We start from the raw sequence: 15384 nt of genomic DNA on the forward strand, positions 1-15384 counted from the left end.
GAATAGATTTTGATGACATTTTTGGTGATTTACTGTTTCTCAAATGCCTTTTTTCACTTTATCTGTTTGTTTTGATGCTCCCTTTGATTTTCATCTCCGTAATTTCCCTCTGTAACATTTTGGGGTGCGGAATGTGGGATCCAACATCTGAAAGTGAAATTGGGTGTTGATGAATTTGAGCAAAAAGACATTAATTCCCGTGTTGCTCTATGTATGAAAGCGCTTGAGCAAAAATTATTATTGCTTTGATTGAGTTGCGGAACTTTGTATAGAGGTGCAACCGGAAAATTAGTAACTACAATTTTCTTAACTGAACTGTATTGCTATTTACAATTTTAAACATCTTGAACAAACTCCGTTAAGAACCTAAACGCCTTTAGAATATAATTAGCGCAATCTTGAGGAGAACTATTATAAAATGATGGCCATGCAGTAGCTTTATCTTCATCATAATAATCGCGGCGATGGGGATGATTTTCTAACCACGCTAACCGCACTGCATGACCGATTAACACATCTAAAACCATATATTCTTCAATTTGCAACTTAGGGTTATTAGCCACGATTGTAGCCAATTCCATCAAAGCTTCTACATTGACTTGGCGATATTCTGGGGCTTCAATTTTATTCAGCAAATGTTCAACTAATAAAGCGAAATTTCTTTCTCCTGCGGTCATTTCTGAAAGCATGACTTCACTTTCTAACCGATTCCGTCGTTCTAATTTATCACCAATGACTAAACCTTTGCAATGCTGCATTAATAACCAAACTTGTTTAAAAAAGTCTTTGGGTACACGATTTAATGCACCTTCTCTTTGACGAAATCTGCGCCAACCATCAAGAGGAACTTCTGTTTCTTCACTAATTACAGGTAGCACAACCCAAGCAATATCACTTTCTTTTTGTTTGACGTGCAATGATTCCTGTTGACGTAATAAATTACTTACGCCACTATATCCAGTTAACACTTGACGTAAACGCATTTTCACTTCAAAAGGTGAAAGCTGCATTAATTTTTCATAAGCTTCATCTTGGGTGAGGATGAATTCTCTGGCTATGTCGCTAGTAATTAAAAGAATCAAATAACCGACTCTCAATGTAATAAATCCGCGAAATAATTCTGGTTCTGATTTGATTAAAACACCGAGATAAATTAATATTTCTTGCGTTAAAACCCGATCTCGAATATCCTCACGACAGAAGTTATTAATTTTCTCAGTAATCTCACTTCCAGAGATAGGAACAACTATCAAAGAAGCCTGACTATAAGCCCTCCCCACTGCAATTTGCTTACCTTGAACCAAAATACTCGTTATCGCATCTGATAAGCCAATATCGAGCATTTGGCGTAAACCCGCAGCCCGTCGCACCACCGCCCACAGCCCTAAATCTCCGGCTTTGGTATAGACTTCATCGAGTAAATCCGCTACAGTGACAGCATTAATTGGCCCAGCATATCCTGTATCAAATTCTAAACCCTGTAACCGAGTTAAAGTTTGGAGTAATTCAATTTGCTCATAAATATTTTCTGATGAGCGCAAATATTCTAATAATGAATCTAAGTTAGTTTCACATTCCATTTGGAATTCTTGGGTATGTCCCAAAGACCAACTTTTTTCTAAATGAGAAGTCAGGTAATAACAACGGATTCCCCGATTTGCAACTGAGGATTGCGATAATTCTGTATCTGATAAAAAATCAATTCTTTGAATTGCTGCTGTCAGCATTAATTGATTGAGTTTTCCTAATTTTACCTTGACTCCGTTACAAATACCATCTTTGAGTTCTTGCATTAATTCTAATAATGCTTCAGAACCAGTTTCTAGCATAGTTCGAGTAATCATTAAAGTCAAAGTCGGACGACCTAAATCACTCCAGTATTTTTGAATATAAGCCAATTCACCTCTAATTTGATCTACCAAAAAATGATAATCAAGAGTTAAATAAAACTGTTGAGAATCTAGAAATGATGGTAAAAAGACAACTGTTTGCTCTCTAATCCGAAAGAATCTTGATATCGTCAAACTTCTCAGTCGTCGCAAAGGACGACCCGTTAAACCCAGTTGATCATTTCTGCCAATTTGTGTATAAATTTGGGAAAGTTCTTCAGATTTCCTAATTTGAATTGGTGCGATTTGGGTAGGAGTTTGGGTTTCGATTCCATATACTTCTAATTGTGTTTGTAGGGCTTCATCTTCTGCTATTAAAGCAATTTGGACTAAAGCACTGCGGTTTTTTCCTACATTCAAATGTCTACCTAAAGGATCAATATCTCCTAGTGAGATTAAGCCTTCACTTAACATTTCTCCCAGATAATATAAGCTTTGCGCCCAAACTAAAGGAATATTTTCATTGGGTAATCTTAACTGAGACTGAGGATCTAATTTCTCAGCTTCTATATTTTCTTCAGGAACATAATAAACTTCCGGTAATAGCTGTAACCCGTTCTGTTCTACCAACAATGATCTTAAAAGTTCTTGATATTTCTGAACTTGTGCTTGTTCACCGCGAAATAATCCATCAAGAACTAAATAAGTGAAAAATAATGGCCATTCACATTCAATATGTTCAAATTGTTTAAGTTCACCCGGTTCATAGTGTAAGCGTTCAGTATCTTCTAAAACTGTTTGATGTCCATCTCTTAAAAAGCGTTTACAACCATATTTTCCTGCGAGTTTACTAATAATTTCTTTAAAGGTGCGTTCTCGCAATGCTTCATCTTTCACCGCAAAAGCGGGATAACTAATAATACTCAACAACGCCGCATCAACTTCTTTAGAACCTGATTCTCTGGGTAATAATGATTCTAAAGTAATTCTGGCTCTAGCGATTTCATCTGGTAAAACATGAATTACTGATGCTTGACTACCATGAACACCAAATAAGTTTAATCCATTTATAGATTCTAAAGCTGCTTTAGCCATTCCCAAAGAACTGGCGTTTAATTCTGCACTACCATGATTAATTTTATTTCCCCGTTCCCAAATACCAAAGTCTGGTGTGCGGTAAGCTCGACCAATATAATAAACTAGGTTTTGGACAAAGTTAACTTCATCCAATGTAAAAATAATTGATAATCCGCTGGCGGTCATTTGTGCCAACATTAATAAAAAAATAGATGTCGCGTCAAGTTGCAAATGTCCCCATTCATCATCACCGACAACAATATCACCTGTGGCTGTATTGTATTTGGCGTGAAGTCCATCTAGTAAAGATTGTGTATGTTTAAATCTTTCAACCTTATGAGATTGTCGCATCATGGCAAACAATAGACCACGCATTAGTTTAACAACACTATGTTCTAATTCATAGGTGCGACCATGATCATGATCTAATTTGCGATAGGCTAAAGCTAAACCCCAAACAGCTAAAATACTATACACATTATCCCGCACCCAGGCATCTGTATAATCGCCATGAGCAGTAATAGCGGTACTCGCTGGTAATAAACCAGTAATCGGGTTTTGACGCGCTAAAATAATTGTCTTGATTTGCTGATAGTAAAAATCTAAGCGTGTTAATGGTGTGGTTGATGTGTTCATTATGGTAATGAGAAAATTTAACTTTGTTGCTGTGAGGTTGATAAATAAAAAAATCTATAGCTAAAGCTTCCTCACGAGTTTTACCCTGACTGATACAACCGGGTAAGCTTGGTACTTTGACAACAAAATACCCATCTTCACCATGAGATAATAGCACTTTCCGTTGAGATTTTATTGTTGCCATAGTTCGAGCAGTTTCTCCATGAAATAACAAACCTAGTTAAAAATATTTTATTCTGGTAAATCATTTATATAATATAACTTTATTTGCCAGTTTACTTGGTGTATTTTACATGGATTTGGGCATTTTTATAAAAACTTACATCTTTAATCATAAAAATTACCATCCTGCAAATCATTAAATCCTGGAAATCCTGATTCTGACAGAAAATACCTTTAAAACATCCTCTTAAATATCTTCTTCGTCTTGATTTATTTCCTCTTCTATTTTCTCAATTTCAAAACTTTCAATAGCAGTAAAAACCTGTTGTACCGTTTTCGGATGTAAGACCTTACCTGAATGAAAAGGAATCACTACTCTAACATTTTCTCGAAAATAAATTCTGTGACTACCTTTGCTTCTTATTTGCATAAAACCAGCATTTAATAGTAATTTTTCAACTTCTTTGGCAGTTAGTCGGGGCAGTTTAGGCAACTTTTACCTCCAAAGTCATAGTTAATATTTCTTTGTGCTGAAGTGCTTGTTTTTCAAATTCTGATAATGTTTCGATATATAATTCAACAGCTTCTTTGATATTTGCTTGTACTGTTTCTAAAGAATCACCTTCAGATTGACATCCAGGAAGTTCAGGACAATAAGCATAATAGCCATGCTCATCTTTTTCAATGACAATACTAACTTTATAGGACATAAGTAACTGCTATTTGATTATTAATCATTGACTATTATATCATAGTTCATTATTTTGCATATCTAAAATCCTTTGTTCTGAACCATAATTTTGTTTATCTAGCTAATATCTAATTCGCTATCAGCATCAAAGACTTTAAATAAAGATTGATTTCCACAGATAGAAATTCACTAAACTGATCATGACTTTTGACAAAATAAGGCTGTTCTTGTCCTTCACAATATGAATAAGTTGGTGGGTTATCACCTTCTGAAAGTCTGAAAAAGCTGAACTGATATCCCTGGTGCATGAAAAATACAAAAGCATCCTCCGGTAAAGTTTGAGGAAAATCATTTTCTACTAAAAGCTGTTTAGCCCATTCTTGAATTTGTGGCAAATGCTGATAAAAGCAATCTGAACCACGTAAAAACTTACCTGCCCCATGCCCCATTATCTTCAAAAAGTCTTTGTAAGTGCTGGGCAGATTAATACCTTGTTGTCGTTCAAGTTGAATTATTTCTAAATCTGAACATGGGGAAAGATGATTCTCATGAAAAATAAGATTAAGTGGTGCGGGTAAATTGCAAATTGACATTTATACCGACTCCTTTATGCAATGTTTCCGTGATGTACATTTAGCTGAATGTTCGGGAAAGTTTGCCTAAACTGCTTCATGACATACTCACACGAATCACATGGCTCTTTGAAGTAAATAATTCAATTTTACCCTTTACTTCTCTATTATTTGTATATTTTTCGGCGATCGCTTCTAATATTTTGTACTCTGAGTCTAAGTCTCTTCGGTGTCCAGCAATGTCAAAGGTTTGAAACATCGGTTGACTGGGTAAACCAACCGCTCCTTCTCGCAACAGCTTACCACTAAAAGCAAATAGCTCAGAAAACGTCTCATCTACCCATACTCTAGCAATAGCAACATTTCGAGCTGGTGCTGGCACGTTACAAATTTTGCGAATTTCTGCGACGCGCTCTAGCCAATCCATCTTTTTTTAATTCTATACTATCGTGTATTAAAAAGGGGTATTCCAGATAAATACCCCATCAATATTGTCTAAAATTCCAACTTCCTACAACACCTTAAACTGATTTTTGTATTAGTTTTGGTTTTGCTTCTAGTGTTGGTTCTAGTGTTACTTCCGGTTCTGGATCTGGTAAACCATAGATAGAACGATAGAGTTTATCGTACTCTTTAGCGGATTCATACCAACTGAAGTTTTCACTCATCCCCCGTTTTTGCAATTCTTGCCATTGAGGTTTGAAGCGGAAACCTTCCCAAGCGCGAATCATACAGGTAAATAAGTCCAGAGGTTCATAGCGGTCAAAGCAATAACCTGTACCTGCTTCATTGACTGGATCAAAGTGGCTGACAGTATCAACCAATCCCCCTGTCCGACGAACAATAGGTACAGAACCATAACGCAAAGCCATCATTTGGCTAATTCCGCAGGGTTCAAAGCGGCTAGGCATTAGGAAAGCATCTGTACCCGCGTAAATACGGCGTGAAAGGGCATCATTATACAGAAGATAGGTTGCCATCCGTCCGGGATAGCGGGATGCGAGTTGCCACATTTGGGTTTCATAATAGCGATCGCCTGTTCCCAACAAGACAAACTGAGCATCTGTATAAGCCATGAAACGGTCAAGGATTTGTAATACTAAATCCATCCCTTTCTGCTCTACCAACCTTGTCACCATGCCGATGAGAAAGGCATTAGAATTAACTTCTAAACCCACCTCTTCTTGCAGAGCTATTTTATTAGCTTTGCGTTGATCAAGGGTATCTATCGTAAAGGTTTGGGTGATGTATTTATCATTGGCAGGATCATAAATTTCCGTATCTATGCCGTTAATTATCCCTGATAATTTGCCGCCAATAAAAGATAATAACCCTTCTATTTGTTCACCATAGGCAGGTGTTTTGATTTGCTCCGCATAGGTAGGAGAAACTGTATTTACCTTATTGGCAAACTGGACTGCGGCCGCCATGGTATTGTGTCCTTGCATATACCAGGGACACCAGGTAATTTTCTCTAAATACCACCGCCAAGGACCTTGATAAGCGAGGTTGTGAATGGTGAATACACTGGTAATATCTGGAGATTGATTCAACCACACAGGTAACATTCCTGTGTGCCAATCATGACAATGGACAATTTCCGGTTTCCAGTAATTCCAGCAAAATTCCGCCGCCCCATTGGAAAATAAAGTAAATCTCCAATCTTCATCTTCTCCACCGTAAACCCGCCGAGGTGAAAAAGATGGATGTTGAAATAAATACAAAGGAACATCAGTTCCAGGCAGTACACTTTCGTAAACTGCAAACTCCTGGAACATGGCTGCTCCCTTCCAAATGGGTTCTTTGGGAACTGGCATTTTGTCGGGTACAAAGCCATAGTAAGGCATGAAAATCCGTACATCATGACCCATTGCTCTCAAGACCTTGGGTAATGCACCGACAACATCCCCCATACCGCCAACTTTGGCAATGGGAGCAGCTTCCGCTGCTACAAATAAAATTCTCATGGTAATTGGTAATTGGTAATTGGTGATTGGTAATTGGTGATTGGTAATTGGTGATTGGTAATTGGTGATTGGTGATTGGTAATTGGTAATTGGTGATTGGTAATTGGTGATTGGGTAATTAAACTCTCTTCTCTTGGCTGTTACCTGTAACCTGTCACCTGTCACCTATTACCCTATGATCCTCGTTGAATCTCGGTGAAGATTTTTTCTAAGATTTCTGTAGCGCCTTGTTCTCGTAACATACTGGCTAGTTGTGCGCCTAACTTTTCAGCATCAGTAGCCGCACCGGTGACGGTATCTTTAACTATTTGTTGACCATCAACGCTGGCAACCAGACCTTTTAGAGTTAATTCGTCACCATTAATTACCGTATTTACACCAATGGGAACTTGACAACCACCTTCTAAAACTCGTAAAAATGATCTTTCTGCTAAACAGCGATCGCGTGTTTGCGGGTGTTCAATAGCTTTCAGTAAGCTAATTACTTCCGTATCATCTGCCCGGCATTCTATCCCCAAAGCACCTTGTCCAACGGCATGGAGGGAGATTTCAGGAGTCAGAACTTGATGGATGCGATCGCTCATTTCCAATCTTTCTAAACCAGCTACTGCTAAAATTAAAGCATCATACTCACCAGCATCCAGTTTTGCCATGCGTGTGATCAAGTTTCCCCGCACATCTTTGAAGGTAAAATCAGGGAACTTATGGCGTAACTGTGCCAAACGTCGCAGGGAAGAAGTCCCAATTACCGCATTTGCGGGTAAAGTCTCGATTTGCAGACCTTTATGCTTTTCATGCAATACCACCGCGTCTGCGGGGTTTTCCCGTTCTGTAATCGCTGCCAGTGTCAACCCTTCTGGTAGATTGGTGGGAAGATCCTTGAGAGAATGCACAGCAAAATCAATCTCTTTATTGATCATGCCCAATTCCAGTTCCTTGGTAAATAGTCCTTTATCGCCAATTTTAGCCAATGCCACATCCAGGATTTTGTCCCCTTGGGTAGACATGGTATGGACTTCAAAAGTAATGTGGGGAAAGCTTTTCTGGAGTTCCGCTTGTACCCAGTATGTTTGAACTAGAGCTAGTTGGCTTTTACGTGAACCAATACGAATAACGCGTGCAGGACTGGAAACTGAAGTCATAAAACTATTTGTCAAACCAGGCGATAAATTAACATTTATCTAGACTACCGCAGGGAGTGACGTACCGGATTAGATTAACCTAATTCTGTGAAGATTTTATTTGCTAGTAGCTTTACATTTATTTACAATTTTTGAAATATATCCTTGACTTCTCAGAGAAGTCGGGGATCTGGAAATTAGAATATAATCAAGTTAGCAATCATTCGGTTTTAAGGAAATTATATGCTTTTACTTTCAGAATTATCTGAACTATTACAAGCCGAAGATCCAGAAGAACGGCAAACTATCACTGGTGTTAATTGGAAAAATTATGAAGCTTTACTCAATGATTTGGGTGACAGTTTACAATATAGAGTTACATATTTAGATGGAGTCATAGAATTAATGTCACCAAGTCGCCGTCATGAAATTCGCAAAACAATTATTGGATCTTTGCTGGAAATTTACTTTCAAGAAAAACGCATTCGCTATTTTCCCCTTGGTTCTACCACCTTCCGTAAACAAGCGAAAAGAGGAGGAGTAGAACCAGATGAATCCTACTGTCTAGGCATAGAAAAAGAAGTTCCTGATCTTGCCATTGAAGTCGTAGTCACCAGTGGGGGAATTGATAAATTAGAAGTTTACAAAAGATTAGGCGTGGCAGAAGTTTGGTTTTTTCAAAACAATCAATTTGCCATTTATCATCTGCGCGGTGAAAGTTATGAATTGGTGGCAAAAAGTGAATTATTGCCAAACTTAGATTTGTCAATTTTGGCGCAATATGTAGTAGCAGATGACCCTTTAGATGCGGCTTTAGGATTTCGGGAGAAAATCAAAGAAATGGTAAATTAGATCATTCCTGGTCCTTTACCTCTTTTATCAAAATCCTCTGTTAATAAACCTGTTTTATCTGCATTTACTTCTCGCAATTCCTGTATTCGTTCAGCTTTTTCTTGTTCTGCTATTTCCCGCGCATCACCAGGAACTTCATAATACATTTCCGGTTCAACTGGATAATTATTCAATAGCCCCTCTTTATCCACAGTATAACCGTCCGTTGTCCGAATACTGTAAATATCAGTTTGGTCATCAGTGGCAGCGCTGGCAAGATCCTCTTCAGTCGGCAAGTGTTTATAATTTACTCCTTCTCTTTTGATTCGGGCTGCTGTTTCAGCGGGAATTATGCCTCTATCATAAGTATCTGCGGTAATCTTCTCATTCATACAATTAACCCCTTGTACTTTTCTAGGATTACCAGGACTAGCTTAGAATTTTCTAGCAGATAAATACACTATCTTAGGATATAATTAATAAAAATACTTTGATTAAAATTCTCTATCTATAGATATATTTGACATCCTCCATGACAAAATAAAAAAATGTAAGCTAGTCTAGAACTAACCTACATTTTATTAGCTTGATAAAAAATCTTTAACCTAAAGATTGTTGTTTGAAAGAGTTAAATTTCTGGGATAATTCTTGCCGAGACTCAAATTTGAGAAGATAGCGGAAAGCAAACCAGAGAGAGTAAAATATGCCAATTAACTCGAAAATCGGTTGTAGCAAAGGTACACCATTCACAGCGTCTAGTAATGCGATCGCTACCTTAACTGTGACCAAAGCTGATAAAATTAAAACTAGGGTGATTAAACCCTGTTTATTGTTGTTAAAAATACTGCCTAAATACTCTGGCAGTTGATTTAAGAATTCAAGAATTTGTCTACTAATTTGCTGCCATTGGGATTCAGGTTCTTTAGCAGCAGGTAATTTTGGTAAACTGCGATTGTCTTCACGGGAAAAAGATAAACTATCTTGTGGTGAAGAATAATTTCCTTGTTCTGTTTGTTGTGCTTGAGTTTCCATCATAATTATCATTTAACCTCTTTGTAACTTATCAATATTTTCTTCCCAATTTACACCATCAAAAGGCACAATTTCAAAATTGCCAATTATATTTCCGTCTAAACACCGCACATTAACATCAATACAATCAGGGTGACTACGGGGAATATAAAAGGAATGAATTCCACAAATACTGCAAAACTTATGTTGTGCTACTTCCGTATTAAATTTATAAGTTTTTAAGACATCTTCCCCTTGTAGCAAACTAAACTTTTCTTGGGGGACAATCAAATGCAAAAATCCTTTTTTAGCACAAATTGAACAATTACAATCATCAACTTTGTGATTATTAACTACTACCCGAAACCGCACCGTACCACAATGACAACCACCCTCATACGTAACAGATTTATCTTTACTTGACATTAAGTTTCTCCAGTTGATTAACTCTGATTGTAGGTTGGGTTGACAAAGGAAACCCAACAAATTCACTAATTACTTAAAGTTCTATTTATCAACTTGCAAAGAAGAAAATAGCCGTTTCCAATCTAAATTATCAGCAATTACTTCACTTTCTTTAACTTCAAAAGTGAGATTACTGGCTTTTGGTTCTTTAATTGCTTGTACACAAATTTCCGCAACATCATCACGGCTAATTTTTCCTCTAATATTATCACCTTGTTCAAAGATTAATTCCTTCCCTCCTGCTGATTCTGTCAAAGCACAAGGTCGAATAATTGTATAAGGAATCCCACTAGCTTTAACACTTTCTTCCCCTCGCAACTTCCAAGTTAAAATTCCTCCCAATTGGTCATTTAATCTCACTGCTGGTGGTTCTTCATCTAAATTAATGCCTGGTCTTCCGGGACGAGTTACCCCAGCAGAACTGATTAATACAAATTGAGGTAAAGTTTCCCCACCATAGGCTTGAATTGATGCAACTTCCAGCGCAAAAATCCCCGGATTAAAAGCAGGATTTAAAGCACCATCATATTCAAACTTACTCAACATTAATTGCAAAGAACAAACTTTACTAACGTCCATTGGTGGACAATCTTTAACAATTTTGGCACGAAAAACCGGAACTAAATCTGGAAAAGGAATCTGAATATCCAGCCAATTATTAGCAACAGTATCAAAAGAATAACTATAACCAACACCGTCCCAAGTTGACTCTGTGCGGATAAATATTTTATAACGTTGACCGTCACCTTTAACCCGCAATTTCACACCTTGATAACCAGATAAATCAACTAATGGTGAAAAATTCTTAGTTCTTACTGAAGCAAAACCCCCAGAATTAGCAGTAGAAACATTACCTGTGAATACTGCTGTATTTTCCCTAATTTGAAAACTACTGGAACTAACACCACCCATAACCACATCATCTAAAGCGCCCCAGATATTTTTGATTTCATCTGATGGTTTAGTAAAATCAAATATCGGTTTTTCACCCACAGAAACTAGATACTTTGCAGCGGCTGCAACTAAATTTTTCACACCTTGATATTCAACATTTTCTGGTGTATCTCCGACAATTTCCGGTAGATAGAATTTCACCCCTTGATTATATTTTGCCCTATCTGGTGTATCTCCCTCCACAGGTTGAACACGCACCGACGTACAACAAATTACAGCTTGAATATTAGCCATAACTAAATTTGTCAAAGTCTCTGATTTCGTAATATCCCCAACTACCAAATCAATATCATCACCCAGAATTGTCCGCGCTTTTGCAATATCTCGAACTAAACAACGGACATTATAGCCTTGTGCTATCAATTTTTTGACAACTCGTTTACCCACACCACCCGTCGCCCCAGCTACCAGAATTACAGCCATATTTCTTCCTTCTTTTGGTTTATCTTGATTATTTTTAGGAGTACCTTGAAAGATTTTTTCTATCCAGTTCAGAACCGGAAATACTTCAAAGTAAGTTAGGGTTTTAATAAACCTGCATAAATCCCATCGAGAACGATTGTTATTATTCATAGTTACGATTTAATCATGTTATTTTAGTCTTATTGTATCAACTTTCGAGTATATAGTAGATAAAATATCAACTCCCGGATATAATTCATTTTCCTCTTTCTCTGCGCTCTCTGTGCCTCTGTGGTTGGTTAAAAAGAATATTCTTTAAACTCAAATAGTATTGCTATACAGCCTTTTTGATGTAACTTCAGAAATATCTCGTCTGCGGTTTAAAGGTAATTTATCTAACCACAGAGGCACAGAGGACACAGAGAGAAGAGGTTAAGGAGGAATTTTTATTGTTCTTAAAAATGGTATTATAATTTTTATAAATTAGGATAATTGCGATGAATCAATCTGAAAAAGCCCAAGCTGAATATGAGAAATTTCCCACAGAATTTACTAGCATTATCATTAGTACAGTAAATAAACAAGGAACTCCTAATGCTAGTTATGCTCCTTTTATTATGGACGATGATAAAAATATCTATATTTATGTAAGTGGACTAGCTACTCACACCCAAAATATTCAGGATCATCCTTTTGTGAATGTTTTATTTATTGACGACGAAGTTAAAACTCAACAGATTTTTGCCCGTCGGCGGTTAAATTTTGATTGTACCGCAAATTTGATAGCCAGGGAAACAGAGAAATGGCAGGAAGTTGTTGATAAATTTGAAATTCGTTTTGGAGAATTGATTACGACATTACGCAGTTTACCCGATTTTCGGATTTTGCAACTTACACCGAATACCGGACGTTTCGTCATTGGGTTTGGGGCTGCCTATAATATTAATAGTGATAATATCAATCAACTTGTACAAATTACCAAAGATTCACTTTCATAATTATGCTGCAATTTCAACCTCCTGGGTTTGGTAGTAAATTTATTCATACATCTTTAGGGGCAATGGTTTACTATACCCAAATTAGCGCCCCTTGGGAAAATAGCAAAGATCAAGATTTACCACCATTATTATTTTTACATAACTTTGGTGGGGGTGCGTCTGCTTATGAATGGTCGAAAATTTACCCGGCTTATGCGTCAAACTATCGAATTTTAGCCCCGGATTTAATTGGGTGGGGAAAATCTGCTCACCCCGTGCGAGATTATCAAATTCAAGATTATTTAACGACGATTCTTGAATTTATTACTCAAACCTGTAATCAACCTGTAACTGTAGTAGCATCTTCTTTAACAGCGGCTTTAACTATTCGTCTTGCTGTTACTTATCCAGACTTATTTAAAGCTTTGTTTTTAGTTTGTCCTTCCGGTTTTAACGATTTTGGAGAAGGTGCAGGAAGGAGATTACCACTTTCTTTAATTAATACACCGTTGGTAGATAATTTAATTTATGCTTTAGGTGCAGAAAATGAAATTGCAGTTAGGAACTTTTTGCAAAGTTTTCTGTTTGCTAAACCAGAAAGAGTTACCCAAGAAATGGTATCAGCTTATTTAAGTTCTGCACAACAATATCAAGCCAAGTTTGCGGCTTTGTCCTTCTTACGCGGAAATCTTTATTTTGATTTGAGTTTATATATTCAGCAACTTCAAGTTCCAACTGTCATGTTGTGGGGAGAAAAAGCCCAATTTACAAATATGCAATTAGGACGACGGTTAGCAAATTTAAATCCTGGTGCAATTATAGGTTTTCACGAAATACCCGACACTGGAATTCTTCCCCATTTAGAAATACCAGCAGTTGTCATGGGAATATTGCAAAAATACAACAAAACTGGAGAATTAAAAATTTAAATTAAACTTAAAAGGGCAGGGTTTCCCCTCCCCTACTGAATTATAACGATTTAGCGAACATTACAAGATTTGCGTTCATTATCATCTTGAGGATATTGCCAAGAATAAGCAAAATGACTAACACCCTTAATTTGAGGAGATAATTGCCGGAGAGCTTGCATTTGCACTTCCAAAGATGGACGATTACTAATTGATTCTCCCCACTTACCAGCTAAAGCCGGAATCACTTTTGTCCCTGGTTGTGCCATCTTCAAAACCTGTCGAACTTGTGCCACAATACAATCAACATTACCGCAATTTGCATAGGACATGGGATGCCATTGTAAGTTACTAGAAAACCTATCCCAAGGTTGCAACCGGGAATCATACCCTTGTCCTAAAGCTTGATTACCTTCGGGAAAAAATACCACTCCAGCGGGAATACCTTTTTGTTTGGCTGGGTAACTTGCTAAAGCCACAAAATCTAAGATACCTTGCATAGCATGAGCAACAGTGAATAACCATAAATCCAATTGCAAAACCCGCTGTTTTTCCGCTGGGGAAGGCAAAGATTTCTGTTTTTTTCGAGGAATACGCCCCTCCCACATGGGTTCATCTTCTTGAGGATAGCGTTTATCAATTTCTGTTATATCACCAGCACTCACATATCCTCTGGTGAGAAAACGGCGAATTAATTCTAATCCTTTGGAATTTTTGGCGCGACGAAATAAGATTTCTTGGGTAGCAGGGGTAAATAGCCATAAATCATGAACTTTGGTAGCAATAGAATCATTACCAATTTGACGAGGATAGCGAACATAATCGAAGAGAATACCATCTGGACGACGGCGTATAACCTGTTGTATCATGCGGTAGTAATCGTTTTTAGCCTGAGTGTTGTAAGGATCAATGAAGACTTGAGAACTATCTTCTACTACGGATAAGCTGGTTTGATTTTTGCCATTACGAGCGATCGCATTTTGTCTATCTGCCCGTTGAGCATAAGTATAACCAAAGTTATTCGTAAACATCCAAGCATAAACTTTCAACCCGCGTTGTTGCCCTTTTTTAATTGCTAATGCCAATAAATCAAATTTTTCTGCACCAAGAATGCGAACCACAGCAGGCCAAACAGTTGGGTTAGCTGCGGCTGGTAATAGTACCCGGCCATCATAAAATACTTCTAAATAAACTTGGTTATAGCCTTGGTTGACAATGCGGTCCATAATTTGATCAACTACTCCCGGCTGGATATCGCAGGGATACAAGCGCAACCAAATAGCTTGAGTTTGTGGCCAAGTCTGACTACGACAGGTTTTTAATTCTTGTGTATGCTGTTTGAGTAATTTCTGATAGCGACTTTCTGCCTCTTTATTGCCTTTAAAAGCTAATAAACGTAATTTTTCTTTTTCTTGAGTTGCTTTTGATGATACCCGACAATCCTGTCCCTTTTGAGCAATAGCTGGTGCGGTAACTAAGTTGAGAATTAATAAGCAACTAGCAATAATTATAGTAAATACACCTTGCCAAGACAAAATTAGTCTTACAAATTTCCAGTTGTAATCAGACATATATAGCAATCAATTTAAATTTGTAATAGCTTGCATGAAATAGCCTGCACTTAAAATATCCCCAGATTTGGAGTAAAGAATAGGACATCAAATCTTCAGACATCTATTGACATTTTCTGACAATAGGTTCATAATATTAAATATATACGAGAGTTTTGTAGTTAATTTAAAGTCAATAAATATTTTGAGTAACTGTAATGGTTCCGAATA

The 15384-nt window shown here is 37.2% G+C and carries 16 protein-coding genes and 1 pseudogene; 3 read left to right on the forward strand and 14 right to left on the reverse strand.

Annotation, left to right across the window (positions count from 1 at the left end):
- Positions 1 to 335 precede the first annotated feature (335 nt).
- From PN450_RS17380 to hemC, 9 genes and pseudogenes are all read right to left on the reverse strand, one after another.
- Positions 336 to 3542 carry a glycoside hydrolase family 15 protein gene (locus tag PN450_RS17380; protein ID WP_271837046.1) on the reverse strand — a complete coding sequence of 1069 codons (3207 nt, stop codon included), beginning with the start codon at positions 3540 to 3542 and terminating at the stop codon, positions 336 to 338.
- Between the two features lie 58 nt (positions 3543 to 3600).
- Positions 3601 to 3726: pseudogene (locus tag PN450_RS24125) on the reverse strand (type II toxin-antitoxin system HicB family antitoxin); the annotation flags it as partial.
- Between the two features lie 225 nt (positions 3727 to 3951).
- A complete protein-coding gene (locus PN450_RS17390) occupies positions 3952 to 4197 on the reverse strand; it encodes a type II toxin-antitoxin system HicA family toxin (RefSeq protein ID WP_271837047.1) in 246 nt (81 codons plus the stop codon).
- Positions 4190 to 4414, reverse strand: coding sequence for a type II toxin-antitoxin system HicB family antitoxin (locus PN450_RS17395; protein ID WP_148763256.1), 225 nt, complete (start codon positions 4412 to 4414; stop codon positions 4190 to 4192). Before PN450_RS17395 ends, PN450_RS17390 begins: the two co-directional genes overlap by 8 nt.
- 109 nt (positions 4415 to 4523) lie before the next feature.
- Positions 4524 to 4988 carry an SMI1/KNR4 family protein gene (locus PN450_RS17400; protein WP_148763253.1) on the reverse strand — a complete coding sequence of 155 codons (465 nt, stop codon included), beginning with the start codon at positions 4986 to 4988 and terminating at the stop codon, positions 4524 to 4526.
- A 14-nt stretch (positions 4989 to 5002) separates the two neighbouring features.
- Positions 5003 to 5068, reverse strand: a complete 66-nt coding sequence (locus tag PN450_RS24130; protein WP_371724276.1) for a hypothetical protein — start codon at positions 5066 to 5068, stop codon at positions 5003 to 5005.
- Positions 5065 to 5394 (reverse strand): hypothetical protein, encoded by a 330-nt coding sequence (locus PN450_RS17405; RefSeq protein WP_148763251.1) that lies wholly within the window; start codon positions 5392 to 5394, stop codon positions 5065 to 5067. The genes PN450_RS24130 and PN450_RS17405 overlap by 4 nt, the downstream gene beginning before the upstream one ends.
- Before the next feature lie 94 nt (positions 5395 to 5488).
- Positions 5489 to 6934, reverse strand: coding sequence for a glycogen synthase GlgA (gene glgA / locus PN450_RS17410; protein ID WP_271837055.1), 1446 nt, complete (start codon positions 6932 to 6934; stop codon positions 5489 to 5491).
- Positions 6935 to 7107: 173 nt separating this feature from the next.
- Positions 7108 to 8076: a hydroxymethylbilane synthase gene (gene hemC / locus PN450_RS17415; protein WP_271837048.1), complete on the reverse strand. Its 969-nt coding sequence runs from the start codon at positions 8074 to 8076 to the stop codon at positions 7108 to 7110.
- Positions 8077 to 8298: 222 nt separating this feature from the next.
- Between hemC and PN450_RS17420 the strand changes: the two genes are divergently transcribed.
- A complete protein-coding gene (locus PN450_RS17420; protein ID WP_271837049.1) occupies positions 8299 to 8907 on the forward strand; it encodes a Uma2 family endonuclease in 609 nt (202 codons plus the stop codon).
- Here the strand turns inward: PN450_RS17420 and PN450_RS17425 are convergent.
- The 4 genes from PN450_RS17425 to PN450_RS17440 all read right to left on the reverse strand — a co-directional run bounded on the left by PN450_RS17425 (position 8904) and on the right by PN450_RS17440 (position 11889).
- Entirely contained in the window at positions 8904 to 9278 is a 375-nt protein-coding gene (locus PN450_RS17425) for a hypothetical protein (RefSeq protein ID WP_213710033.1), read from the reverse strand. The two genes, PN450_RS17420 and PN450_RS17425, sit on opposite strands and share 4 nt — an antisense overlap.
- Positions 9279 to 9486: 208 nt before the next feature.
- The gene (locus PN450_RS17430; RefSeq protein ID WP_417033757.1) at positions 9487 to 9921 is read right to left on the reverse strand and encodes a CAAD domain-containing protein; all 435 of its coding nucleotides are present in this window, start codon (positions 9919 to 9921) and stop codon (positions 9487 to 9489) included.
- Positions 9922 to 9930: 9 nt separating this feature from the next.
- Entirely contained in the window at positions 9931 to 10323 is a 393-nt protein-coding gene (locus PN450_RS17435; protein WP_271837051.1) for a GFA family protein, read from the reverse strand.
- Between the two features lie 81 nt (positions 10324 to 10404).
- A complete protein-coding gene (locus PN450_RS17440; RefSeq protein ID WP_271837052.1) occupies positions 10405 to 11889 on the reverse strand; it encodes a CIA30 family protein in 1485 nt (494 codons plus the stop codon).
- A gap of 326 nt (positions 11890 to 12215) precedes the next feature.
- Here PN450_RS17440 and PN450_RS17445 point away from each other — a divergent pair, with 326 nt between their 5' ends.
- On the forward strand, positions 12216 to 12716 hold the full coding sequence (locus PN450_RS17445) for a HugZ family pyridoxamine 5'-phosphate oxidase (protein ID WP_271837053.1): 501 nt from the start codon (positions 12216 to 12218) through the stop codon (positions 12714 to 12716).
- A 2-nt stretch (positions 12717 to 12718) separates the two neighbouring features.
- Positions 12719 to 13624: an alpha/beta fold hydrolase gene (locus PN450_RS17450; RefSeq protein WP_168652803.1), complete on the forward strand. Its 906-nt coding sequence runs from the start codon at positions 12719 to 12721 to the stop codon at positions 13622 to 13624.
- A gap of 50 nt (positions 13625 to 13674) precedes the next feature.
- On the opposite strand, the gene PN450_RS17455 is transcribed toward PN450_RS17450, so the two are convergent.
- Positions 13675 to 15174: a family 10 glycosylhydrolase gene (locus PN450_RS17455; RefSeq protein ID WP_271837054.1), complete on the reverse strand. Its 1500-nt coding sequence runs from the start codon at positions 15172 to 15174 to the stop codon at positions 13675 to 13677.
- Positions 15175 to 15384 lie beyond the last annotated feature (210 nt).

It is taken from the genome of Dolichospermum lemmermannii CS-548, assembly GCF_028330815.1.
Classification (GTDB): Bacteria; Cyanobacteriota; Cyanobacteriia; order Cyanobacteriales; family Nostocaceae; genus Dolichospermum; species Dolichospermum lemmermannii.